This window comes from Pseudomonas sp. 1152_12, assembly GCF_052850675.1.
In genome coordinates, this window is record NZ_VXCW01000001.1 from 574,322 (window position 1) to 599,880 (window position 25,559).

Annotated in this window: 11 protein-coding genes; 6 read left to right on the forward strand and 5 right to left on the reverse strand. The window is 62.0% G+C overall.

The features are described from left to right. Positions 1–22 precede the first annotated feature (22 nt). Positions 23–994, reverse strand: a complete 972-nt coding sequence (locus tag FW764_RS02520) for a metallophosphoesterase (protein WP_446432598.1) — start codon at positions 992–994, stop codon at positions 23–25. Then, positions 994–1,884, reverse strand: a complete 891-nt coding sequence (locus FW764_RS02525; RefSeq protein ID WP_010210870.1) for an NAD(+) kinase — start codon at positions 1,882–1,884, stop codon at positions 994–996. Before FW764_RS02525 ends, FW764_RS02520 begins: the two co-directional genes overlap by 1 nt. A gap of 142 nt (positions 1,885–2,026) precedes the next feature. On the opposite strand from FW764_RS02525, the gene FW764_RS02530 reads away from it, so the two are divergent. Then, positions 2,027–2,974 (forward strand): DUF1853 family protein, encoded by a 948-nt coding sequence (locus FW764_RS02530; protein WP_446432599.1) that lies wholly within the window; start codon positions 2,027–2,029, stop codon positions 2,972–2,974. Here the strand turns inward: FW764_RS02530 and pvdP are convergent. Next, positions 2,967–4,586, reverse strand: a complete 1,620-nt coding sequence (pvdP, locus tag FW764_RS02535; protein ID WP_446432600.1) for a pyoverdine maturation tyrosinase PvdP — start codon at positions 4,584–4,586, stop codon at positions 2,967–2,969. The genes FW764_RS02530 and pvdP overlap by 8 nt on opposite strands. Before the next feature lie 142 nt (positions 4,587–4,728). Here pvdP and pvdM point away from each other — a divergent pair, with 142 nt between their 5' ends. From pvdM to pvdO, 3 genes are read left to right on the forward strand one after another with little or no spacing between them, the layout of a single operon-like run. Further along, the gene (pvdM, locus tag FW764_RS02540) at positions 4,729–6,078 is read left to right on the forward strand and encodes a pyoverdine-tailoring dipeptidase-like protein PvdM (RefSeq protein WP_446432601.1); all 1,350 of its coding nucleotides are present in this window, start codon (positions 4,729–4,731) and stop codon (positions 6,076–6,078) included. An 18-nt stretch (positions 6,079–6,096) separates the two neighbouring features. Further along, a complete protein-coding gene (gene pvdN, locus FW764_RS02545) occupies positions 6,097–7,377 on the forward strand; it encodes a pyoverdine-tailoring periplasmic protein PvdN (RefSeq protein WP_446432602.1) in 1,281 nt (426 codons plus the stop codon). 31 nt (positions 7,378–7,408) lie between these two features. Then, positions 7,409–8,281, forward strand: coding sequence for a dihydropyoverdine dehydrogenase (gene pvdO / locus FW764_RS02550; protein WP_446432603.1), 873 nt, complete (start codon positions 7,409–7,411; stop codon positions 8,279–8,281). A 61-nt stretch (positions 8,282–8,342) separates the two neighbouring features. Here pvdO and FW764_RS02555 read toward each other — a convergent pair whose 3' ends face one another. Then, the gene (locus FW764_RS02555; RefSeq protein ID WP_446432604.1) at positions 8,343–9,170 is read right to left on the reverse strand and encodes a N(5)-hydroxyornithine transformylase PvdF; all 828 of its coding nucleotides are present in this window, start codon (positions 9,168–9,170) and stop codon (positions 8,343–8,345) included. Positions 9,171–9,369: 199 nt separating this feature from the next. On the opposite strand from FW764_RS02555, the gene FW764_RS02560 reads away from it, so the two are divergent. Both FW764_RS02560 and FW764_RS02565 read left to right on the forward strand, forming a co-directional pair. Next, positions 9,370–11,022 (forward strand): cyclic peptide export ABC transporter, encoded by a 1,653-nt coding sequence (locus FW764_RS02560; RefSeq protein ID WP_446432605.1) that lies wholly within the window; start codon positions 9,370–9,372, stop codon positions 11,020–11,022. Between the two features lie 109 nt (positions 11,023–11,131). Continuing rightward, on the forward strand, positions 11,132–13,567 hold the full coding sequence (locus FW764_RS02565; protein ID WP_446432606.1) for a TonB-dependent siderophore receptor: 2,436 nt from the start codon (positions 11,132–11,134) through the stop codon (positions 13,565–13,567). Between the two features lie 139 nt (positions 13,568–13,706). Here the strand turns inward: FW764_RS02565 and FW764_RS02570 are convergent, their stop codons facing one another. Further along, complete coding sequence (locus tag FW764_RS02570; protein ID WP_446432607.1) at positions 13,707–25,559, reverse strand: amino acid adenylation domain-containing protein; 11,853 nt, start codon at positions 25,557–25,559, stop codon at positions 13,707–13,709.

The window sequence follows — 25,559 nt, forward strand, 5'->3', positions numbered from 1 at the left end:
TTCAGTGACGGTACGCGCAGGCTCATGTGATCACCTGCGACCGCTCAACATCGACCCACATAAACTTGCGCGGATCCAGCTGGGTTTCCTGATCCAGCCGGTAGGCCACCAGCTTGCCGTACAGCACGGCGCTGTAGTCCAGGCAGGCCAGGTTCGGGCGGATCGGTGCCGGTTTGCCGCTACGCCAGTAATGCCCGACGAACAGCAACGGCTCGTCGACGCCATAGCGCAGCAGGGAGTTTTTTTCAGTCGACGACAGTGGCGTACGCGCCACCGGCTCCGGCAGTGCATCGGGCTGGAACACGATGTCGCCGTAGGTTTTCGGGTCGTCTTCCCAGAATTTGGTGCGGAAGAATGAGCGCGTCAGTCCATCGCCGCCGGTCAGCGTCAAGCCATCCGGCAGGCGCATGTCGGTGCCACGCAGCAGACGGTCGAAGGCGTTGCAGGCGAAACTGCCCGGCACGGCGGCGGCCTGCAGGAAGTGCTGGTCGATGCAACCATCCGGGAACGTCGCGCGCAGCGGCTGGATAAAGCCCTCGTCCCAACACGCATGCACCACACGAAAACGCCCGGCGTCGACAAACAGCGGCATGTCATAGAACCAGCCGAGAAAATCGTGCCAGTCAGCCGGGTGCTGTTCGAATTGGGTCAAGGTTTCGTGGATCAACCGCGCATGGCGTGGGTTGTGCTCGCGCACGAACTGCTTGCCGCTGCCCGGCGGCGCGGGTGTGCTCCAGCCCAGCGCGTTGAACTCGTGGTTGCCCATGATGCACAGCGCCTGGCCTGCCTCGGCCATGTCGTGGACGATATGCAGTGCCTCGCGAATGCGTGGGCCACGGTCGATGATATCGCCGAGGAACACCGCCATTCGCGACGGATGGCGCCAGGTGCCAGCCTGTTTGTGGTAGCCCAGCCGTTCGAGCAAATGCTCAAGGGTATGAGCGCAACCGTGCACGTCACCAATCAAGTCGTAGCTGCGCGCGGGATCGAGCATCAGTCGCCTCCACCCCCCAAGCGGCTGCCCCAGCCCAGCTTGGTGCGGCACACTTCGTAGTAGTTGTGATCCAGCGGGTGGATCAGCCGCAGCTTCTGCGCCTTTTTGCTCACGGTGATGGTGTCACCGGGGGCGCAGGTGAAATGGTTCTGCCCGTCACAGGAGACTTGCGGGTAGATCTGCATGTCTTTGGACACCACGATTTTCAGCTCACTGTTGCCGTCGACCACAATTGGCCTGCTGGACAACATATGGGGGTACATCGGCACGATCACAATGGCGTCCAACTTGGGGTGCATGATCGGGCCGCCGGCCGACAGCGCGTAGGCCGTGGAACCGGTCGGTGTGGCGACGATCAGGCCGTCGGCCTTCTGGCTGCACACGAACTGGCCGTCGATATACAGCTCGAACTCGATCATGCGTGTGGATTTGCCGGGGTGCAGCACCACGTCGTTGAGCGCATCCCCCTGGCCGATAGCTTCGCCGTGGCGTCGCACTTCGGCTTGCAGCAGGAAGCGGTTCTCCACCAGGTAATGACCGTCGAGCACCTTGGCGACTTCAACTTCCAGATCATCCGGGCGGATATCCGTCAGAAACCCCAGGCTGCCACGGTTGATCCCCAGCACCGGCACGTTATGCCGCGCCAAAGCCCGGGCGGCGCCGAGCAGGCTGCCGTCACCGCCGACGACGATAACCATGTCGCAGACTTCGCCGAGCATTTTGCGCGACGAGGTTTGCAGGCCATGGCCCGGTAGGATTTCGGCGATGGTGTCTTCGAGGATCACGTGCAGGTGGCGCTCGAGCAAAAACTTTTTCAGTCGGCGGACGGTGTCCAGCACCTGGGTACTGCCCAGGCGACCGATAATGCCGATATTGCGAAATTGCTCCATGGGGCTCCTGCGGGAATGGGGTGTGGCAAAAAAACGATTATGGGCGAAAGGCCGCCTCAGGCAAAATCCTTTGTCGCCGTGAAGCCTTGATGACAATAGTTCTCAGCCACCCAGGCAGCGCTTAAAAGACTATGCTCGGACCATGACCGTGTTCCCGGATTTGCACAACCTGCCCCGCCAGTTGCGGCACTCTGAGGTGCGCGACTTGGCGTGGGTGATGCTCGCCCCGCCGATGCTCGCGCAAACGCCCTGGCCCCAGCGCCACCCACTGGCCGGCAGCGACTGGGTGCAGGCCCCGCACCTTCTAGAATCGTGGTTACGCACACTCGATCAGGACAGCCGCGCCTTGCAGCAGTGGCTCAGCCTTGCCCGCACCCGGCGTTTGGGCGTGTATTACGAGCGCCTGTGGCAGTTTGCCGTGCAGCAGGCTCCGGGTGTCGAATTGCTCGCCGCCAACCTGCCGATCCGCCGCGCCGGGCATACCTTAGGCGAGCTGGACATGCTGGTACGCGACCGCGACGGCGTGCACCACCTGGAACTGGCGATCAAACTCTATCTAGGGCCACAGCACGGCGAAGGCCAGGACGCCGCACAATGGCTGGGCCCCGGCTGCCATGACCGGCTGGACCGCAAGCTTAAGCACCTGGCCGAGCATCAATTGCCGATTTCAGCGCGCCCGGAAAGCCGCGAGGTGCTGGCCACGCTGGATATCCAGCAGTTTGATGCGCATTTGTGGCTCGGCGGGTATTTACTTTACCCCTGGCCGGGCCAGGCCGAATCCCCCCACGGCGCCCATCCGCAGCATTTACGTGGGCGCTGGCTGCATCAGCGTGACTGGCGCGATTTCGTCAGCGCCAGCCTGCCAGGCCGTTGGCAACCCCTGCCCCGCCACGCCTGGTTGGCGCCAGCGCATTACCCGCAGGATCAAGTCTGGCGTGAGGAGCAGATGCAAGGCTGGCTGGCGGCGCTGGACCCGATGGCGCCGGCGCAGCTGTTGGTGCGCCTGGTGCGCAATGGCGATGACTGGGAGGAAGCCGAACGCCTGTTTCTGGTTTCCGACCTCTGGCCCAATGTCCCAGGTATCACTTGATCTTCAAGTGCCGGGCATACCAAGGCCGCTTCGGCACACGCTTGAACAACGCCTGCAACCCCTGCTCTTCATCCGCGAAGGTAATGCGCAACGCGAGTTTCATAGTCTCAGGGTCCATTTCCATCGAACGCCCCATCTGCAGCCCCGGCGTGGTGCTGCAACCGTGAGTGTCCGGCCCCAGCCACGGGTCGCCGACTTCCACCCAACGCCCCTGCGCGAACCAGTTCACGCCATTGACCTCAAGTCGGCTGACCTCGCCTGGGTTGAAGCGTTCATGGGCACGAAACCAGTCCTCGATGCGGTCATCGATCCAGCCGTGGAAGTGCCAGAACACCGGGTTTACATGCGATGAAAACGGGTCACCGAGAAAGTCGTTCTCCGGCGCATACCAGCGCGCGGCAAAGTCCGCCGGGTCGCGGGCGAACGGCACTGGCGCGCCGTTAGACGGGTCACGCGGCACCGAGGCCCAGCGCATGTGCAGCCAGTCGTGCAGGCCCAGCTCCATCTCGGAGCCCAATTGGCCCAAGGTCAGCTTGGCCAGGTAGCGCGGGTCGCGGTACTGGGATTCCCAGACCTGGAAGTTGCTGTGGTAGGTCTCGGCCGCCTTAATATCGCTGACCCATTGGGTGTACTCACTGTCATCCGGCGCCGACCAACAGGGCGGCAGCGCAAAGCCGTCGTGGTTATCGAAATAACGCACAAAGCCCAGGCGATCGTGCTCCAGCGCTGGCTGCGGCTCGGGAAATTGCGGCCACGACGGCAAATCTTGCATGGCGCGTGCGGTGCCGAGCATATGGCGGTGCATGAAAAAGAAGTCGATACCGGAGCCGTTACGGTCTTTGCGCTTGCCACGTGCGTCGCGTTCCTGGCCGCGCGGGCCAGGCTGCCAGCCAATACCGCGCAAGGCGTCGCGCTTTTCTTGCGAGAGCTTGTGCCATTGGTCTCGGGTGGCATGCCACAGCTGGTGGAACAGCCGGTGTTCGGGGGCAATCAGCCAGGCCAGCAGGGTCGGGTTGAGGCCGATACGTTGGCGGGCTTCGGGAAACAGCTGCTTGTGGGCAATAAAGCGGTTGTCATGCTCGGTCAAGGCCAGCGGGCGATCGAGGTTGAGGATCTGCCCGCTGAGGGTACTGCTGCCGGCGTTGGCGAAGTCGGCCCAGACTTCGTCGAGGGTCATCTTGAATTCATAGGCTGGCGCGCCATTGGCTGCATCGCGGTCGATCAGACGCCAATAGAGCAAGGCGCCCTCGCCTGTCAGCACGTCACCGAGCACGCGGTAGCGCGGCTCGCCTTCGGCGCGCAGGTTTTCTGCGGTGTCCAGGTAACCGCGCAAGCCGCGCCCGCGCGGGGCGATGTCGAGCAGCAGTTCCAGGCCTTGCAACGGCAAGCCTTTTAAACCGGCATCATGGCCTTCCAGGCGCAGGCGCCAGACGCCGCGCAGAATGTTCGCCAGGTGCTGGCCTTCGGTGTCGGCCAAATCCACCGTAGCCTCGCCCGGCGTAATGGGGAATTCTTCTTCACGCGTCAGCTCGCGATGGGCGTAAAAGGCCGCAGGCACGGCGGCGCCTGTCAGTGCCAGGCCTGCGATGAACCCACGTCGAGAGATGGTCATTGTCTACCTTAGGAAACGGCTTAATCAGAGCTAGAACGTTTGCAGTGGCGAGAAATTTACCGCCACGCTACCCGGGCCTAAATTTCCCCCGCCATGGCTCGTTCTCCCCTGATAGCAAAGGCCTCAACTGACTGAGATGGCAATGACAAAACCACGTTCGAAAAAGGCGCTGTTAATCGGCCTGCCGCTGGCCTTGGCCATCGGCGCCGGGGCTGGCTTTCTGGCCTGGGACCACTGGCTCCAGGGCAATGCTGGCTACCCGCTGGAGGTGATCAAGCAAGCCAATGAAATGCAGGACCGCTTGCTGTCGTTCGACAGCCACATCACCGTGCCGATGGATTTTGGCACGGCCGGCAATGAGGCCGACAAAGAGGGCAGCGGCCAATTCGACTTGGCCAAGGCTGCACGTGGGCGCTTGTCGGGCGCGGCCCTGACAATTTTCGGCTGGCCGGAAATCTGGAACGGCCCCAATGCGCCGCACAAACCCACCGAGGGTTTTGTCGAGGAGGCCCGCCACGAACAGGAGGTGCGCTACAAGATCATCTCCGGCATGGTGCGCGACTTTCCCAATCAAGTCGGCATTGCCTACACCCCGGATGATTTCCGCCGACTGCATGGCGAGGGCAAGTTCGCGGTGTTTATCAGCATGCTCAACGCCTACCCGCTGGGCAACGACCTGAACCAGCTGGACCTGTGGGCGGCGCGCGGCATGCGCATGTTCGGCTTCAGCTATATCGGCAACAACGCCTGGTCCGACTCGTCGCGCCCACTGCCGTTTTTCAATGACACCACCGACGCCCTCGACGGGCTGTCGGAGATCGGCCAGCAAGCGGTGCATCGCCTCAATGACCTGGGCGTGATCATCGATGTGTCGCAAATGTCGACCAAGGCCCTGGAACAGGTGGCGCAACTGAGCCGCACACCGATGGTGGCGTCCCACTCGGCACCGCGCGCCTCGGTGGATATCCCGCGCAACCTCAGCGACAAAGAACTGCAACTGATCAAGAACAGCGGCGGCGTGGTGCAGGTGGTGGGTTTCCCGGCCTATTTGCGCCCGCTGAGCCAGCCAACCCAGGAAAAACTCAACGCCCTGCGCGCGCGTTTCGACTTGCCGCCGCTGCCAGACCTGGCCATGGCCTTGATGCCCGGCGACGCGATTATCGCCGCCTGGTCCGAACAGAAGTTCGGCCAATATGCCCAGGGCCTGTACGGCATTCTTGAAGAAGAACCCAAGGCCACTCTCAAGGATTGGGGCGATGCCATCGACTACACCGTGCGCAAGATCGGCATTGATCACGTCGGCATAGCGTCGGACTTCAACGATGGCGGCGGCCTCCAGGGCTGGGAGAACGTCGGCGAGGTGCGCAACGTCACCGCCGAGCTGATCCAGCGTGGTTACTCCGAGGCCGATATCGCCAAGCTGTGGGGAGGCAACTTCCTGCGGGTGTGGGACCAGGTACAAAAAGCCGCCAAGCCATTGGCCAACCGCTAACCACCTGGAAGCAAGTCCATGACCGACCGCCGTACATTTCTCAAGCAGGCTGGCATATTCGCCGCCAGCCTGCCGCTGGGCGCCGCTCTTATGCCGCAGGCCGTGGCAGCCAGCCCGACGCCCGCTGTAAACGACCCATGGACGGGGTTCAAGCAGCTCTTCAACCAGGACCCGAGCTACCTGCATTTTTCTAATTTTCTGGTGACTTCACACCCCAAGCCTGTGCGCGAGGCGATTGACCGTTACCGCCAACAGATCGACCGGAACCCGGGCCTGGCGATGGACTGGGGGCTTGAGGAAACCTGGAAACGTGAGGGCCAGGTACGCGAATGGGCCGGTCGCTACCTGGACGCCAAGCCGTCACAGATTGCGCTGACCGGCAGTACCTCCGAAGGCCTGGCGATGATCTACGGCGGCATCAAACTGCGGCCGGACCAGGAAATTCTGACCACCGAGCACGAACACTACGCCACACAAAGCGTGCTGGATTTTCGCGTCGCCCGGCAAGGCACGCAGGTGCGTCGAATCCGCTTGTTTGAGCAGGCAAGCCAGGTGTCCAGCGACGAAGTGCTGGGTAACATCAAGCGCGCCATTCGCCCCAACACCCGCGTACTGGGCATGACCTGGGTGCAATCGGGCAGTGGTGTGAAGCTACCCGTCGGCGAGATCGGCAAGCTGGTCGAAGAAATCAACCGCGACCGTGACGAGCAGGATCGCATCCTCTACGTGGTCGACGGCGTGCATGGCTTCGGCGTGGAAAACCTCGACTTCCCGGCCATGCGCTGCGACTTTTTTATCGCTGGCACCCACAAATGGATGTTCGGCCCGCGCGGCACAGGACTGGTCTGTGCTCGCGACAGCCAGAACAAATACGTCACGCCGACGGTGCCGACCTTCTCCGAAGACAGCAACTTCGCCACCACCATGACCCCGGGCGGCTACCACGCCTTTGAGCATCGCTGGGCGGCGGACGAAGCCTTCAAGTTGCACCTGCAACTGGGCAAGGCGCCGGTGCAGGCACGCATTCATGCACTCAACACCGAGCTCAAAGACCAACTGCTGACCCAGCCGCGGATCGAACTGGTCACGCCACGCAGCCCCGAACTGTCGGCAGGCTTTACCTTCTTCCGGGTCAAGGACCAGGACAGCGAAGCGGTGGTAGCGCACATGATGAAAAACCGCGTGGTGATTGATGCGGTAGACCGCGATGTCGGCCCGGTGATTCGCACCTCTCCCGGCCTGCTTAACAGCTCGGATGAGATCCAGCGCTTCATGAGCTTGTTGAGCCAACGGCTGTGATCCCACTTTTTCCTTTGAACGAGATGCCCACATGACTCCATCCCAACTCAAGCCCCTGACGGCCCTGGCGCTGACCGCGCTGTGCGGCGCGCTGTTGCCCGGCCTGGCCCAGGCCGCCACCCCACAGCCGGGCAAAGTATTCAAGGACTGCAAGGACTGCCCCGAAATGGTCGTGCTGCCTTCCGGCACTTTCACTATGGGCACTCCGGAAGACGAAGTCGGCCGCGAGCCGGATGAAGGCCCGATGCATGAGGTGACCTTCGCCAAACCTTTCGCCATGAGCCGTTTCCACGTCACCGCCGCAGAGTGGGACAGCTACGTGCGCCAGACCGGGGTCAAGATCGCCAATGGCGACGACCGCCCAGGCCGCGAATGCATCGCCAGCAAGCCGCGCTACCCCCAAGGCCCACGCCAACCGGCGGTGTGCATGGACATGGACGACATCAAAAACTACGTGGCCTGGCTGTCGAAAAAAACCGGGCAAAAGTACCAGATGGTCAGCGAAGCGCAACGTGAATACGCCGCCCGCGCTGGCTCAACCGGGCCCTTCCCTTTCGCCTTCGATGAAGGCAAGGGCTACAGCATCGCCGAGCATGCCAACACCTACGGCCCGGCGGATGGCTACAGCTACTCTTCGCCAGCCGGCAGCTACCCACCAAACGCGTTTGGCATGTACGACATGCACGGCAATGTCTACGAGCGGGTTGCCGACTGCGAGCACCCCAATTACATCGGCGCGCCTACCGACGGCAGCGCCTGGATGGAGCCGAACTGCGAGAGCTACCAGATTCGTGGCAACGACTGGGGCGAGGCGCCGGTATTTTCGCGCTCGGGCAACCGCAACAACATCTACCCGCAGACGCGCGGAGACTGGATTGGATTTCGCGTAGTGCGCGAACTCTAAGAACGACACCCTTCAAATGTGGGAGGGGGCAAGCCCCCTGCCACACTCAACCGCGTCCGCTTTAGGCCTGCTTGGCCAACAACGCCAACCCTTCATGCAACGCCGGGAACAGGCTGTTGTTGAAGTTGTTCCAGCGCAATTCAAGGATAGTGTCTTGCGGCGAAATCTCGGTCTTGAGCACGTCGTGGAACACTTCACCGGAGTCGATGCCGTTATCCACGTAGTGGAATGACGCCCCGGTCAGGTACAGCGGCTCCGACGGCATGGTTGCCTTGGTCACCCAGTCCACCACCGTTTGCCCGCGCGCGCCGTACAAGGCGTTCCAGGTGGCGTAAGCCCCACGGCGTTCGTAAGGCGATTCGATGCGGGTAATGCCTGGGTGAATGTTCATGATCCGTCGCGCAAATGGCGCACCTGGCCGCACCAGCTCATCCAGAATCACCAGCAGCCCATCCAGCACCACGATATCGGCTTTCAATTCCACCAACGTGTCGTGCAGGCGACGCTCGAAATCCTGCTTGCCGGCGATATGTTCCGCGCTGCCGCGTGGCAGACGGCGATAGGTAGACGGCACGCTCAGCAACAGGTCGTTGACCAAGCAGCCCTGCACGCGCAAGTCCGCTGGGTATAGCCACTGGCGGCCCGGTTTATAGGCAAAGCCGTAATCGCTGACCAACTGCTGGTCGCGCGGGTTCTGCTCGTCATCGTCGTAGACCACGCCAACTAGGTTATAGGCCTCGCCCAGCGGCGTGTCGTTCAGCGAACCCACCAGAAACTCCAGCACCGACTTCATGTAACGCTCATGGTCCTTGTAGGCCACCGGCTGCCCGGCCTTGTCGGCGGCGGCGTTTCTCAGGGACCAGACATACACCAGGTTCTTTTTCGTCATTGTTTCACTCTCGCTGAATGGACTGCGCGCCGTGTCAATGCACGTGCACCTACAGCACAAGAACGAACCAGCCCGGCGGCAATTTATCCCTCAGCGCTGCCATCCGGCACGCCGCGCTAAATACTCGCGCCGGCGCTTCGTTTGTCATGGGTAAGGGTCTGTGTGCCCAGCCCCTCTTTTCACTCTCCGGGATGTATTTATGACCGACCCCAAACACAGCGCCTTCAAGGGTTTGCTCGCCTTGCTCAGGCCTTTTCGCACTATCGTGACGGTCTCCGTCGCCCTCGGCATGGCGGGCGGCCTGGCCATCACGCTGTTGTTGGCCACCATCAACAATGCGTTGCATTCGGCCAACGGCATGACCCAAGGCGTGGTCCTGACGTTTGCGGCGCTGTGCGTGCTGGCGTTGGTCAGCTCGATCATTTCGGACATCGGCACCAACTACGTCGGCCAACGCATCATCGCCGCGTTGCGCAAAGACCTGGGTGAGAAAGTCCTGTCGGCACCCATCGGCCAGATCGAGCGCTACCGCTCGCACCGCCTGATCCCGGTGCTGACCCATGACGTCGACACCATCAGCGACTTTTCCTTCGCCTTCACGCCATTGGCCATCGCCGCCACGGTCACCCTGGGTTGCCTGGGCTACCTGGCCTATCTGTCGGTGCCGATGTTCCTGATGATGGTCGTGGCGATCATCATCGGCAGTGCGGTGCAGTTCATTGCCGGCGGCAAAGGCATCCAGGGTTTCGACCTGGCGCGCAGCCATGAGGATGAACTGCAGCGTTACTACAACGCGATCGCTTCCGGCGCCAAGGAACTGCGCATGCACCGGCCACGGCGCTTTCGCATGAACACCCACCGCATCCAGGAAACCGCCGACCGCATCAGCGACATCCAAGTGCGCTCGGTCAACATTTACATCCTCGCCAAGACGTTTGGCTCGATGTTGTTCTTCGTGGTGATCGGCCTGGCCTTGGCGATGCAGGCCTACAACCCGAACCCGGACCCGACCGTGATCACCGGCTTCGTGCTGGTGCTGCTGTACATGAAAGGCCCGCTGGAACACCTGCTCGGTTACCTGCCGGTGGTGGGCAAGGCCAAGATCGCCTTTGGGCGTATCAGCGAACTGTCGGAGCGTTTCTCGTCCCCGGAACCGCACCTGCTGATGGACGACAGCGAAGCGCCCAAACCGGTGGTCAACAGCCTGGAACTGCGCGGCGTGAGCTACAGCCCGCCAGCCATTGAAGGCAGTGAGCCATTCCATTTGGGGCCGATCAACCTGAGCATCAAACAAGGCGATATCGTGTTTATCGTCGGCGAAAACGGCAGCGGCAAGACCACCCTGATCAAGCTGCTCCTGGGCCTGTACCCGCCACAGGCGGGCGAGATTCGCCTCAATGGCGAGGCCGTCACCGACCCCGAGCGCGATGACTACCGCCAACTGTTTACCACGATCTTTTCTGACTACTACCTGTTCGACGACCTGGTGCAGGGCAGCGCCACGCAGTCATTGGACAGCGCCGCCAAATACCTGGAACGCCTGGAAATCGCGCACAAAGTCAGCGTGAAAGACGGCGTATTCAGCACCACCGACCTGTCCACCGGCCAACGCAAGCGCCTGGCTCTGGTGAATGCCTGGCTGGAAGAACGCCCGGTGCTGGTGTTCGACGAATGGGCCGCCGACCAGGACCCGGCCTTCCGCCGCATCTTCTATACCGAGCTGCTGCCGGACCTCAAACGCCTGGGCAAAACCATCATCGTAATCAGCCACGACGACCGCTATTTCGACATCGCCGACCAATTGGTACGCCTGCGCGCCGGTCAAGTCGTGCACGAGATGGAACCGGCGTGAAATTTATTTTCCGGTTTTCCCAAGTAGGAACGTCTCACTAGTGGTAATGAGAACAATACTCAATAGATACCTATAACTTGCCCACTTAAACATAGAAGAGAACGTATCCATGCCAGCAAGACTCGGTCTCAGCCCTCTGAGCAAAGCGCTATCCATGCGCCGGGCCCTGAACATCAATCTTCTTCCGAGCGCCCTGGCCTTGGCGATATCGCTGCCGGTCGCAGGTTATGCGCAGGCGCAGGAGATCGAGTTGGATATTCCTGCACAGTCGCTGGGGAGCGCGCTACAGGAATTCGGGCGCCAGACCAACGTGCAGGTGCTGTACAGCCCGAGCGATGTGCAGGGCAAGAGCAGTCGCGCGGTCAAGGGCAAGATGGCGCCGCAGCGGGCAATTGATACCTTGCTGGGCGGGACCCAGACCACTCACAGCCTCAACGGTAACTCACTGACCGTGACGGCCGCCGGTACAACCGCAGGGCTGGAGTTGAGCCCGACCCAGGTGACCGGCAACGCCCTGGGCAACATCACCGAGGACTCCGGTTCCTACACGCCGGGCACCATTGCCACGGCCACACGGCTGACCCTGACGCCGCGGCAAACCCCGCAGTCGATCACGGTGATCACCCGCAAGCACATCGAAGACTTCGGCCTGAATAACGTTGATGACGTGATGCGCCACACCCCGGGCATCACCGTGTCGGCCTATGACACCGACCGCACCAACTACTATTCCCGTGGTTTCTCGGTCAACAGTTTCCAGTACGACGGCATTCCGTCCACCGTGCGCAACGTCGGCTATTCGGCGGGCAATACCCTGAGCGACATGGCCATTTACGACCGTGTTGAAATTCTCAAAGGCGCTACCGGCCTGCTCAACGGGGCTGGCTCCCTGGGCGCGACCATCAACCTGATTCGCAAGAAGCCCACCTCAGAATTCAAGGGCCATGTGCAACTGGGCGCAGGTTCCTGGGACAACTACCGCAGCGAAGTCGACGTCAGCGGCCCGTTGACCGACAGCGGCAATGTTCGCGGTCGCGCAGTGGCGGCGTATCAAGACAAAAAGTCGTTCATGGACCACTACTCACGCAAGACCGAAACCTACTACGGTATTACCGAATTCGACCTGTCCCCCGACACCCTGCTGACCGTGGGCTTCGACTACCAGGACAGCATCCCACAAGGCTCCAGTTGGTCGGGTTCCTTCCCGCTGGTGAAATACGACGGCAGCATCAACAAGATGCCGCGCTCCTACAACAACGGCACTACCTGGAGTTCCTGGGAGCAAAACACCCGCACCGCCTTTGCCATGCTCGAGCATGACCTGGGTGACGGCTGGGTCACCAAGTTCCAACTCGATCATAAGATCAACAGCTATCACGCCGACCTGGGTTCGATCCAGTTCGTTGAGCCCCAGTCCGATGGCCGCGCGTCGATCAACGGGCAAAAGTACACTGGCGAAACCAAAAGCACCTCGGCCGACCTGTATGCCACCGGGCCTTTCAGCCTGTTCGGCCGCGACCATGAACTGGTCGTTGGCGGCTCGATCGGCACCTCGCGCTGGCAGGGCAAGGGCTATTGGTCGCCAGAATGGCCTGGCGGCAACAAAGTGGATTTCTACAACTGGAATGGCAAGATCGCCAAGCCTATCTACGGCCCGGTGCAACAGTACACCGACGACACTATCCGTCAGACCGGCTACTACGTGACGACACGCCTGAACGTAATAGATGACCTGAACGTGATTCTCGGCGGGCGCGTCGCCAACTATCACGTCACCGGTATAAACCCTTCCTACAAGGAAACTGGCCGGTTCATCCCGTATGCGGGTGTGATCTATGACTTGAACGACAATTTTTCGGTGTACACCAGCTACACCGATATTTTCCAGCCTCAGGAAAGCACCTATAAAGATCGCAATAAAACGCTACTGGAGCCGGACGAAGGGCAGAACTACGAAGTGGGTCTGAAGGGCGAGTTCTTTGAAGGCCGCTTGAACACCAGCCTTGCGTATTTTGAAGTGCATGAGACCAATCGCGCGATACCCGACGATGTCTACAACAACCAACACACAGATACTTATGCATTCAAGGGGTCCAAAGCGGTCACCAAAGGCTATGAAGCAGAAATCTCCGGTGAGTTGAGCCCAGGCTGGCAACTGCAGGGCGGTTACACCCACAAGATCGTGCGCGACGAAGACGGCAAGAAAATTTCCACCTTCGAGCCAGAAAACCAGGTCAACCTGAACACCACCTACAATCTCAAGGGCGCTCTGGACAAGTTCACCGTCGGTGGCGGCGTGCGCTGGCAGAGCAAGGCCTGGAATGAGATCTGGAACCAGCCGCTCAATAAAAACCAGGACATCACCCAGTCGTCCTACACCGTGGTGGACCTGATGACTCGCTACCAAGTCACCAAGAACCTCTCGGCGACCGTCAACCTCAACAACGTCTTTGACACGACCTACTACACCAACGTGGGTTTCTATAACTCGGCGGCCTACGGTGAGCCGCGTAACGTGATGTTCAGCACTCGCTGGAACTTCTGACCTGATGCACTGATCGCCCAGGCGATCAACCCAACGCCCGATGAAAGCGCCGCTTTCATCGGGTTTTTTATGCCTGCGCGGCCTGAAAGCACGCATAAAGCCCGGATCGATGATCCGGGTTGTTTCGTGCGTTGGCCCCTTACGCCATGGCAGCCACCAAACTGTTGATGAACTCGGCGCTGTCGATAATGCCGTCATGATCGGTATTGATCATCACTGAACGCTCAATGCGCCCCTGGCCTATCACACCGGCCATGCTCTGCTCGATCAGGTCCTTGAACTGCCCGGCGCGGCTCAGAGCGGCCCACCAGCAACTGACCGGTGCCTGGATCGGCTTGAAGTCAGCCGCTGCCAAGCGCTCGCTCAGTGCGCGGTCAACGTCCCAGGAAATCTGCGCCTCATTGCCGCGCAGCAACTCGTCCTTGATGCCGGTGAACGCCTCGCCCAGGGTCTGCTCGGCCCAGGCAACAAACGCGTGCCATTGCCCGCCTTCATCCGCCGCCTGACGCTGGCACTGCAGCCAGGCAGCTTCAATCTGCTCGGCAAACGCCGGGAACATCACCCCCAGCAACGCCGCGCGGCGCTCATTGGCGGATACCTCGCGCCCCTCCTCGATGACCACGGCGTCCCAATACGGCGTGAGCCACTGCGGCGGCGCGGAATCGATCCAACCGACAAATTCGACCTCACGCCCTGCTTGCTCCAGCGCATAGGCGACTTCCATCGCCAGGTTGCCGCCCAGTGACCAGCCGGCCAGGCGATAGGCGCCGTGTGGCTGAGCCAACAACAATTGCGCGGCGTAATCCTCAACCATCGCCTGCCACTCGGGCACCGAAGCGCCCTCTTCCACTAATGCGCGGCAGATCACGCCGTACACCGGGCGTTGCTCGCGCAGCGCCAGGGCGATCGCGGTGTAGCAATGCACCGAGCCAAAGCTTGGGTGGAACATGAACAGCGGCGTGCCGTGGGTTTGGCTGTTGAGCTTGACGATCAACTCACTGCGCGCATCGCCCTGCAGGCAATTGACCTGCCCACGCACGGTGGGGTTGAGCATCAGTTGGCTGACAGACAAGTTGACCCCGCTGACCTGCCGGATACGCTCCTTGAGCAACAGCACACGCAATGAATGGCCACCCAACTCAAAGAAGTTATCGTTCAGGCCAACCTGCGCAACCCCGAGCACCTCGCTCCACACCGCGGCGACTTGCTGCTCGATCGCGCTTTGCGGCGCCTGGTACGCCTCTGTACCGCCAGCTTGCGGCTTGGGCAACGCCTTGCGATCCAGCTTGCCATTGGGGCTCAACGGCATCTGCTCAAGCACAACCCACTGCGCAGGCACCATGTAATCCGGCAAGTGCACAGCCAGGTGTGCGCCGACAATGACCTTCCAATCCTCACTTGGCGCCTGCAACACCACGTAACCCACCAAGTGCGTGCCGTCCACAGCCAGCACGGCCGCTTCACGCACGCAGGCATGCTCCAGCAGACGCGCCTCGATTTCTCCGAGTTCGATGCGCAGCCCACGCAGCTTGACTTGATGGTCTATGCGCCCGGCGTACTCAATCACGCCATCGTCGCGATAGCCCGCCAGGTCGCCGGTGCGGTACAGGCGTGCACCGCTGCCGAACGGGTCAGTCACAAACCGTTCAGCGGTCAGCGCTGGCCGACGGTGATAACCTCGCGCCAGACCAATGCCGCCCAGGTACAGCTCGCCCAACACACCCACCGGCGCCAGTTCCAGGTTACTGTCCAGCACGTAGCAGCCCAGGTTGGCGATGGGTCGGCCAATCGGCACCGCGTCACTTGCTTCGTCGACACAGGTCCAATGGGTCACATCAATCGCCGCTTCCGTCGGCCCGTACAAGTTGTACAACTGGGCATCGGGCAGCTTGGTAAACACCTGCTGCTGAGCATCCACGGGCAAAGCTTCGCCGCTGCACACAATACGTTGCAGGCTACGGCAGGAGCCAACCCCTGTGTCCTGCAAGAAGGCTTGCAGCATGGACGGCACAAAGTGCAATGTGGTGACCCGCTCGGCATTGATCAGGCTAACCAGCCTGGCCGGGTCACGATGGTCCCCCGGCGCGGCCACCACCAGGCGTGCGCCGGTCATCAACGGCCAGAAGAACTCCCAGACCGACACGTCAAAACTGAACGGGGTTTTCTGCAATACCGTATCGCTGCCATCCAGGCCATACGCCTGCTGCATCCAGCAGAGTCTGTTGGTCAGCGCCGCATGCCGATTACCGGCGCCCTTTGGCTGCCCGGTAGAGCCCGAGGTGTAGATCACATAGGCGAGGTTTTCGCCATCCACCGCGACATCAGGGTTGTGCTCGCTGTAGCCCTGAAGCCACGTTTCGCCCGTCTCCAGCACCAGGCTCTGCACACCCGCCGGGATCGGCAGTTGCTCCAGCAGATGTGCCTGAGTCAGCAGCCATGTCACGCCGCTGTCTTGCAGCATGTAGCTGAGGCGGTCACGCGGGTATTCCGGGTCCAGCGGCACATAGGCGCCACCGGCCTTGAGCACGGCCAACAGGCCGACAACCATTTCGATGGAGCGCTCCATTGCCAGCCCGACCAGCACGTCCGGGCCCACACCGGCTGCCATCAGGCGATGCGCGAGGCGGTTGGCACGACGGTTCAGTTCGGCATAGTTCAAGTGTTGCCCGGCAAACGCCAGGGCCGGCGCGTGCGGCGTACGCAGCACCTGGGCCTCAATCAACTGATGCACGCCCTGGTGCAACGGGTAAGTCTGGGCCGTGGCGTTCCAGGCCTGCAGTGTCTGGCGCTCGGCCCGCGTCACTGTCGGCAGGGCAGCCAGGCATTGGTCGGCATCCATGATCAAGGCATTCAGCAATTGCTCGAAGTGCTCGGCCAGGCGCTGGATATGCGCGGCGCTGAAGGCTTGCCGGTCGTAGTTGAATTCAAGCCCGAGGCTGTCGCCCATGCCCAGCAACACGGTCAACGGGTAGTGCGTCTGCTCCAGGCTGTGCACCGCGCCAAAGCGTAGACCCGACGGCGCGCCCTGCTCCAGGGCCTCGGACACCGGGTAGTTCTCGAACACCAGGATGCTGTCGAACAAGGCCTCGCCACCCAACCCGGCCCAGCGCTGAATCTCGAACAACGGCGTGTGCTCTTGCTCACGCAAGCGCACGTTCTGTGCCTGAATCTGCTGCAGCCATTGGCTCACCGACATGTTCGCTTCAGGCGTGGCCACCACCGGCAGCGTATTGATAAACAAACCGACCTGCTGCTCGATACCGCGCAACTCCGCCGGACGGCCTGCCACGGTGGCGCCGAACGCGACGGTGGCCTGCCCGGTGTGATGTTGCAGCAACAATAACCAGGCAGCTTGCACCAAGGTATTGAGCGTCACCTTGTTGCTTTGCGCGAACGCCTTGAGGCGTTCGGTGTGAGCGGCATCGAAGCTCAGGCGATGTTCGCCATTGGCCGCCAGGGTCGCAGGCGCCTCGGTCGACAAGCCACGCGCCAGGTACGTAGGCGCCTGCAGGTTGACCAGTTGACCTTTCCAGAACATCTCGCTGACCGCCTTGTCTTGCGCCTGCAGCCAGGCGATGTAATCGCGATAACGCCCGGTCGGTGCGGACAGCGGCTCGCCCGCATAGTGTTGCAATACCTCACCAAACAACTGCGAACCACTCCAGCCGTCCATCAGGATGTGATGATTGGTGTAGATCAAGTGATAACTCGACGTCCCGGTGCGAATCACCGACAGGCTCAACAGCGGCGCCTGTTCCAACACAAAACCCTGGGCCCGCACCGACTCAGCCAAGCTATCGAGCGCCGTAGCGCACTCCACGCGGCCCTGCCAATCGAGCACCTCCAATGGCATGCGCCGCTGCTTGTAGACCACCTGCAACGGTTGCTCCACATCGGTCTGCCAGAGGAAACCGCTGCGCAAAATCTCATGCCGATCCACCGCCGCCTGCCAAGCTTGGCGGAAGCGCGGCACGTCCAGGCCGTCCACATCGATGCGCATCTGGTTGATGTAATCGCCCGAGCCTTCGCCATACAGCGACTGGAACAACATGCCTTGCTGCATCGGCGACAGCGGGTACAGGTCTTCAACCTCGGAGACGCTCAGTGGCAACGCATCCAGTTGAGCCTGAGACAAGCGCGCCAGCGGGAAGTCCGACGGTGTCACGCCTTGATTTGCCGCAGCGCAGCAATGCTCGATCAAGGTTTTGAGTTCCAACGCGTAGTCATCCGCCAACTGCTGCACGGTCGCTTGCGCGAACATTTCCTGGCTGAAACTCCAGTTCAACTTCAGTTCACCGGCATAAACCTGGCCATTGATCTCCAGCCAGTTGCCCAACGGCGCATCCAGGCTTTGCTCGCTGCCACTGGCATCACCGGAAGGAGCAAACAAACCTGCCTGTTCGCCACCCTCGAAACTGCCGTCGAACTGCCCCAGGTAGTTGAAGGTGATACGCGGGCGCGGCAAGGCGCCCAATGCCTGTTGCGCCTCGGCATTTCCCAGGTAACGCAAGGCACCAAAGCCCAGGCCTTTGTCGGGTACGGCGCGCAGTTGTTCCTTGATCTGTTTGAGCGAGCCTGCCAATGAGTCGGTCGGCGCCAGTTGCAACGGATAGAGGCTGGTAAACCAACCGACGGTGCGGGTCAGGTCGATCTCGTCGAACAGGTCTTCACGGCCGTGGCCTTCCAGGCGGATCAGCATCGACGCATCCCCGGTCCAGCGCACAATCACACGCGCCAGGGCCGTCAGCAGCAGGTCGTTGATCTGGGTCCGGTAGGCACTTGGGGCGTCCTGCAACAACCGTCGGGTAAAGCCTTGGTCCAAGTGGGTGGTCACACTCAGCGCATGGCGGTTGCTCACGCTGGCCTGCGGGTCGGCGCCCGGCAAACCGGCGCGACTGCCGTGCAACTGGGTCTGCCACCACGCCAACTCCTGGGCCAGCGCCGCGGTGCCGGCGTAAGCCTGCAGCCGCTCGGCCCAGGCGCGGGTGGAGCTGGTTTTGGCCGGCAGCACCACACGGACGCCTTCGGCCAGTTGGCGGTAGGCTGTTTGCAGGTCTTCCAACAAAATGCGCCAGGACACACCGTCCACCACCAAGTGATGGATCACCAGCAGCAAGCGCTGCGAACCATCGGCCATGCCCACCAATACCGCGCGCAGCAAAGGGCCTTGGCTCAGGTCGAGGCTGCGCTGGGCCTCTTCGCCCAGGGCCTCAAGTTCTTCGACAGTGTTGACCGTGGTCTGCCACAACACCTGTTCGGCCTGGTGCTGCGCTGCGCCTCGATACGTCGCCGTCCAGCCATTTGGACCGTGGACAAACGAGCTGCGCAAGGCGTCATGGTGCACGATCAACGCCTCCAACGCGGCCACCAGCACGGGCACCTCCAAGCGTTGGTGCGGTTGCAGCACCACGGACTGGTTCCAATGCTCACGCGCGGGAATGTCATCGGCAAAAAACCCATGCTGGATCGGCAACAGCAACGACTCGCCGGTCAGTGCTGACTGATCCAGGACCACCGCACTCTCACCTTCGCGGGCAACGGTCGCCAGACTCTGCACGGTCTGGTGCTGGAACAGGTCCTTGGGCGTGAAGCGCACACTCGCTTGACGGGCACGGCTGACCACCTGGATCGAGATGATCGAGTCGCCGCCCAGTTCGAAGAAGTTGTCATGCAAACCCACGCGCGGCAGGCGCAGCACGTCGGACCAGATCGCGGCAATTTTCTGTTCCAGTTCGCTCTGTGGCGCGACATACACCTGCTGCATCTGGCTCACGTCGGGCAGCGGCAGGCCTTTGCGATCGAGCTTGCCATTCGGGGTCAGCGGCATCTGCGCCAGGAACATCAGGTGCGTGGGCACCATGTAATCCGGCAGGCGGGTTTTCAAGGCACGGCGCAGCCCTTCGCGGCAGTTCGATTGCGCCACGGCATCCTCGATCAGCGCCGGGTCCAAAGGCACCACATAAGCGACCAACTGCTTGCCGGTCGGGCCTTCTTGGGCCACCACCACGGTTTCACCGACGCTGTCCTGCTCACGCAAGCGCGCTTCGATTTCACCCAGCTCGATACGGAAACCACGGATTTTCACCTGATGGTCAACCCGACCCAGGTAGTCCACCACGCCGTCCGGGCGGCCACGGGTCAAGTCGCCGCTGCGGTACACACGGCTGCCGGGCTTGCCGAACGGGTCCGGCACGAAGCGCTCGGCAGTCAGGGCCGCACGCTCAAGGTAGCCACGGGCCACGCCCTCGCCGCCCAGGTACAACTCACCGGCGACGCCGATGGGTTGCAGGTTGAGTTGCGCGTCCAGCACGTAGCCGCTGCGGTTGCCCAGCAGTGTGCCAATCGGTGCATAAACGGCGCCGCACGGGTCGCCCTTGCGCGCTTTCCACAGCAGCGGCGTCACCACGGTTTCGGTGGGGCCGTAGCCGTTGAACAGGTAGGTCGGCTTGAGCGCGCGCCAGGCCAGGTCGTAGCTGGCCTGCGCCACCGCGTCACCGCCAAAGCAGTACACCCGCACTGGCGGTGGGTGGCCGTCGCGTTCGGCATGCTCGGCCAGTTGTTGCAGGTAAACCGGTGGGAACACCGCCATCGTCACGTTATGGCGGTGCATTTGCGCGTAGGTGTATTCCGGCAGCCACAGGCTGTCATCGCGGATCAACACGCTGGCGCCATTGATCAGCGGGTGCATCCAGCCTTCGTGGGCGCCGTCAAAGGCGAAGGACATAAAGTGCAATTCGCAATCGGCCGGGCCGGTTTCATAGCGCTCGCCGGTGGCAATAATGTGCGCTACCAGCGGGCCGTGAGACACCGCCACGCCTTTGGGCATGCCGGTGGAGCCGGAGGTGTAAATCACGTAGGCCAGGTTGTCGCCGTCCAGGGCGACACCTGGATCGGTATCATCCACCTCGGCCCAGGCTTCGCTGCGATCAACCGCCAGCGCTTCCAGTCCTTGTGGAATCGGCAGCCGCTGCTGCACCGCTGAATGGGTCAGCAACAGCTTGGCCCGACTGTCGTCCATCATGTAGAGCAGGCGATCACGCGGGTACTCAATATCCAGCGGCACGTACACGCCACCGGCTTTGAGCACGGCGAGGAACGCCACCATGATCTCGGCGCTGCGCGGCATGGCTATGGCCACGCGCACTTCCGGCCCTACGCCACGGGCGATCAGCGCATGCGCGAGGCGATTAGCCTGAGCATCGAGTTCGCCGTAAGTCAGGGTGTGCGCATCAAATTTAACCGCCACGGCCTGCGGGTTTTCCCGCGCACGGTCGGCCACCCGTTCGTGCACCAGGCGCTTGGCCGAGAAGCCCGAATCGGTTTGATTCCACAGCTGCAGAATCTGTTGCTGCTCAGCACTGTCCAGCAGCGGCAACTGGCTGAGGCTTTGCTGCGGGTTGGCGACCATGCCCTGCAACAGGTTCTGCCAATGGCGGGCCATACGTTGCACGGTGGCGGCTTCAAACAAGTCCTGGGCATACCCCAAGGTGGCCCAGATGCCTTCGGTGGATTCCTGAATATCCAGGTCCAGGTCGAAATGCGCGGTCTTACTCTCCCAATCCAAGCCTTCTACACGCAAGTGCGGCAGTTGATGCTGGACCTGCGCCTGGCCCACATCGGTCTGGTGGTTGAACATCACTTGGAACAACGGGTTGTGGCTCAGGCTGCGCTCCGGTTGCAGGGCTTCCACCAGTTGCTCGAACGGCAGGTCCTGATGCGCCTGGGCATCCAGCGCGCGCTGACGCGTGTGCTGCAGCAACTGCTCAACGCTCATCTGGCCATGCAGGTCGGCCTTGAGCACCTGCGTGTTAACGAAAAAGCCAATCAGGCGTTCGGTCTCGCTGCGATTTCGGTTGGCAATCGGTACGCCGACGCGGATCTCTTCCTGGCCGCTGTAGCGGTGCAGCAAGGTCTGGAACGACGCCAGCAGCAGCATGAACAGCGTCACGCCTTGTTGCTGAGCCAAGGCCTTGAGGTCGTGGGCCAGTGTCGGTGCCAGCTCGATCGCCAAGCGCGCGCCACGGTGGCTCTGCACGGCAGGGCGTGGGTGGTCGAAAGGCAACGCCAACACACTCTGCTCACCGCCCAATACGTCGCGCCAGTACGCCAGTTGACGGGCTTTTTCGCCCGCATCCATCCAGTTGCGCTGCCACATGGCATAGTCGGCGTACTGGATCGGCAGCGCCGGCAGTTGCACATCCTGCCCCTGGCTGTAAGCGGCATACAGCAGTACCAGCTCCTCCACCACCAATTGCATCGACCAACCGTCGGACACGATGTGATGCTGAACCAGCACCAACACATGGTCGTCAGCCGCCAAGCGCAGCAGCGTCACGCGCAGCAAAGGCCCCTGTTGCAGGTCAAATGGCTGGGCGATCTCAGCTTCTACGCGAGCCTTGAGCTGTGCTTCCACGACGTCGGCACGCACCATCTGCACCGATGCCGGCGGTTCAATCACCTGCACCGCGCCATCGTGGGTCTGGCGCAAATGGGTGCGCAGGCTTTCATGGCGGGCCAGCAGCGTGTCAAAACTGCGCTGCAATGCGGCAGTGTCCAGCTGCCCTTTCAAACGCAAGGCACTGGGTATGTGGTACGCCGCGCTTTGCGGCTCCAGCTGCCAGAGAAACCACTGGCGCTCCTGGGCATACGACAATGGCAACGGCTGCTCGCGCCCCACTGGCACCAGTGCCGGCGCCTTGGGGGCGGTTGGCGACTGGGCTTCAATGGCGGCGACAAACCCGTCCAGGCGCGGCTGCTCGAACAGGGTCTTGAGCGGCACTTCCAGGCTCAAGGCCTGGCGAATGCGCGAGACCACCTGCATCGCCAACAGCGAATGCCCACCCAGCTCGAAAAAGTGCTGCGTCAGGCCCACACGTTCGGTGCCGAGGATGTCCGCCCAGATCGCGGCAACCTGCTGTTGCAGGGCGGTGACCGGCGCTTGCCAATCGGCATGCACTGACCTGGCATCCGGCTTGGGCAGGGCCAGGCGGTCCAGCTTGCCATTAGGGTTCAACGGCATGCATGCGAGGAAGATCAGGTGCGCCGGCACCATGTAATCCGGCAATTGCTCGCGCAGGCTGGCCTTGAGTTGCTCACCGGCAGCCAACTGTTCTTGCTCGGATAGCGGTTGCGACGGCACTACATAGGCCAGCAACTGATTATCAGCGGCCAGCAGCAGGGTTTCGCGCACGCCTGCCTGGGCCAGCAGCAATGCCTCGATCTCACCCAGCTCGATGCGGAAACCACGGATTTTGACCTGATGGTCGACCCGCCCGACGTACTCGATCACCCCATCAGCGCGACAGCGCGCCAGGTCACCGGTGCGGTACAGGCGCTCACCCGAGCCGCTGAAGGGGTCGGCGACAAAGCGTTCGGCGGTCAGCGCAGGTTGTTGCAAATAGGCGCGCGCCAGGCCACTTTCACTGGCGATGTACAGCTCGCCCACCGCTCCGGCGGGCAGCAGATTCAAATCGCGGTCCAGCACATACAACCCACGCCCCGCCAGCGCGCGGCCAATCGGGCTGGCGCTGGCGCCGATCACGGTGGTGTCGTCGCTGCAGTCCAGCACGCTGGATACCACGGTCGCCTCGGTTGGCCCATAGGTATTGAGCAGGCGTACATGCCCCAGCCCGGCGCGGCGCCACAGCGTCGGGCCGTCCAGCGGCATGGCTTCGCCGCCGATGTGGACCTGACGCAGTACGCCGTAATCGCGTGCGCGAGCCGCCAAGCAATCCTGCAAAAAGAGTTTCCAGTAGGCCGTGGGCAAGTCCGCCAGGGTGATGCGCTGGGCGATAATCTGCCGGTACAGCTCGGCACCGTCCCACAGTTGCGGGCCGCGCAGTACCACGGTGGCACCGAGGGTCAGCGCCGGGTACAACTGCTCGACGAAACCGTCGAAGTTCAACGTCGCGAACTGCAACACCCGATCATCCGGGGTCAAGCACGAGTAGTCGGCGGCAATGCGCGCGAACTCACTCAAGGCGGCATGGTTGATGGCCACGCCCTTGGGCTTGCCGGTAGAACCCGAGGTGTAAATCACGTAAGCCAGGCTGCGCGGTTCGAAGGCGAGCTGCGGATTGTGCTCGGCGCACTGCGCCAATTGAGCACCGGCCAGATCGATGTCCAGGGCCGACACGCGCTCAGGCAGCGGCAGGCGCTCACGCAGGGAGGGCTGCGTCAGCACCAGCTGCACGCCGCTGTCTTCTAGCATGTGCGCAAGGCGCTCACGCGGGTATTCAGGGTCGAGGGGTACGTAGGCGCCGCCGGCCTTGAGCACCGCCAGCAGGCTCACCACCATGGCAAACGAGCGCTCCACGGCGATACCGACCAGCACTTCCGGCCCTACGCCCTCGGCGATCAGGTAGTGGGCCAGGCGGTTGGCCTGGCGATTCAGCTCGCCATAGCTGATGGCCTGCTCACCCAGCGCCAAGGCTTGGCGTTGCGGGTGCTGCTCGGCCTGAACTTCGAACCGCTGATGCACCGCGTGCAGTTCAAAAGCGCTGGCCGGCGCGTTCCATTCCTGGCGTATCACCTCGTGTTCGGCGGCGCTGAGCATCGCCATGTCGCTGAGACGGCTGTGCGGTGCGCTGACCACCGCGTGCAACAGGTTCTGCCAGTGCTGCGCCAAACGCTCAATCGTTGCGGCGTCGAACAAGTCGGTGGCGTAGGTCATTGCCGCCCAGATGCCTGCTGCGGATTCGTGGGTGTCCAGGCTCAGGTCGAAATGAGTGGTCTGGCTGTCCCAATCCAACTCCGAGACCCGCAAGCCCGGTAACTGCTGGCCCTCGCTTCCGCCCTGGGCGTCCGTCTGGTGGTTGAACATCACTTGGAACAACGGGTTGTGGCTCAGGCTGCGCTCGGGCTGCAACGCCACCACCAGTTGTTCGAACGGCAGGTCTTGATGGGCCTGAGCTTCCAGGGAGCGACGCTTGGTCTGTTGCAGCAGCTCGACGAAGCTCATCTGCCCGTCAAGGTCGGCCTTGAGCACTTGGGTGTTGACGAAAAAGCCGATCAGCCGCTCGGTTTCAACACGGTTGCGGTTGGCAATCGGCACGCCGATGCGAATGTCCGATTGCCCGCTGTAGCGGTAGAGCAAGGTCTGGAACGCGGCCAGCAACAGCATGAACGGGGTTGCGCCCTCTTGCTGCGCAAGGCGCTTGATGTCACTGACCAGTGCCGATGGCAGGTGCACCTGCACGCTGTGGCCGCGATGGCTTTGTTGCGCCGGCCGCGGGTGGTCCAGCGGTAACTCCAACACCGGTTGCTCACCGCCTAACAGCGCCTGCCAGTAAGCCAGCTGACGGGCCTTCTCCCCCGCCTCCATCCAGCCGCGCTGCCACAAGGCATAGTCAGCGTACTGGATCGGCAAGTCCGGCAACGCCAAGGCTCGGCCCTGGCTACTGGCGGCATACAGCTGCACGAGTTCCTCGACCATTACCTGCATCGACCAGCCATCGGAAATGATGTGGTGCTGCACCATCACCAGTACATGTTCATCTTCAGCCAGTTGCAGCAGCGTCACACGCAACAGCGGCGCCTGGAGCAGATCGAAAGGCTGCGCGACTTCGGCTTCCACCTGCGCCATCAGTTGCTGTTCGTCCGTACGCCGCTGCACGATTTCAACGCGGGCTTCAGGCATCACCGCCTGCCACAGCTGCTCACCGTCTTGCACCAAGCGCGTACGCAGGCTTTCGTGGCGGGCCAGCAAACAGTCAAAACTGTGTTGCAACGCCGCCAGGTCCAGCTGGCCTTGCAGACGCAGTGCGCCCGGAATGTGGTAAGTGGCACTGTCAGGGTCCAACTGCCAGAGGAACCACTGGCGTTCTTGGGCGTAAGACAGGGGCACCGCGGCGGCATCATGTCGGGTTGGCGCAATCGGCAGTTGCGCGAAGCTCATGCCGCGCGCTTGCAGGCGCTGATAAAACTGCTGACGTTGTTCAAGCGGCAGGCGAAGAAAGCGCGAGACCAGATCGATATTAGGGTTGGAAAGCAT

Coding starts and splice junctions, on each gene's coding strand:
- pvdO (WP_446432603.1), top strand. CDS start 7,409: ATGACTCCATCCCAACTCAAGCCCCTGACGGCCCTGGCGCTGACCGCG.
- pvdN (WP_446432602.1), top strand. CDS start 6,097: ATGACCGACCGCCGTACATTTCTCAAGCAGGCTGGCATATTCGCCGCC.
- FW764_RS02520 (WP_446432598.1), bottom strand. CDS start 994: ATGCTCGATCCCGCGCGCAGCTACGACTTGATTGGTGACGTGCACGGT.
- FW764_RS02570 (WP_446432607.1), bottom strand. CDS start 25,559: ATGCTTTCCAACCCTAATATCGATCTGGTCTCGCGCTTTCTTCGCCTG.
- pvdM (WP_446432601.1), top strand. CDS start 4,729: ATGACAAAACCACGTTCGAAAAAGGCGCTGTTAATCGGCCTGCCGCTG.
- FW764_RS02555 (WP_446432604.1), bottom strand. CDS start 9,170: ATGACGAAAAAGAACCTGGTGTATGTCTGGTCCCTGAGAAACGCCGCC.
- FW764_RS02565 (WP_446432606.1), top strand. CDS start 11,132: ATGCCAGCAAGACTCGGTCTCAGCCCTCTGAGCAAAGCGCTATCCATG.
- FW764_RS02530 (WP_446432599.1), top strand. CDS start 2,027: ATGACCGTGTTCCCGGATTTGCACAACCTGCCCCGCCAGTTGCGGCAC.
- pvdP (WP_446432600.1), bottom strand. CDS start 4,586: ATGACCATCTCTCGACGTGGGTTCATCGCAGGCCTGGCACTGACAGGC.
- FW764_RS02525 (WP_010210870.1), bottom strand. CDS start 1,884: ATGGAGCAATTTCGCAATATCGGCATTATCGGTCGCCTGGGCAGTACC.
- FW764_RS02560 (WP_446432605.1), top strand. CDS start 9,370: ATGACCGACCCCAAACACAGCGCCTTCAAGGGTTTGCTCGCCTTGCTC.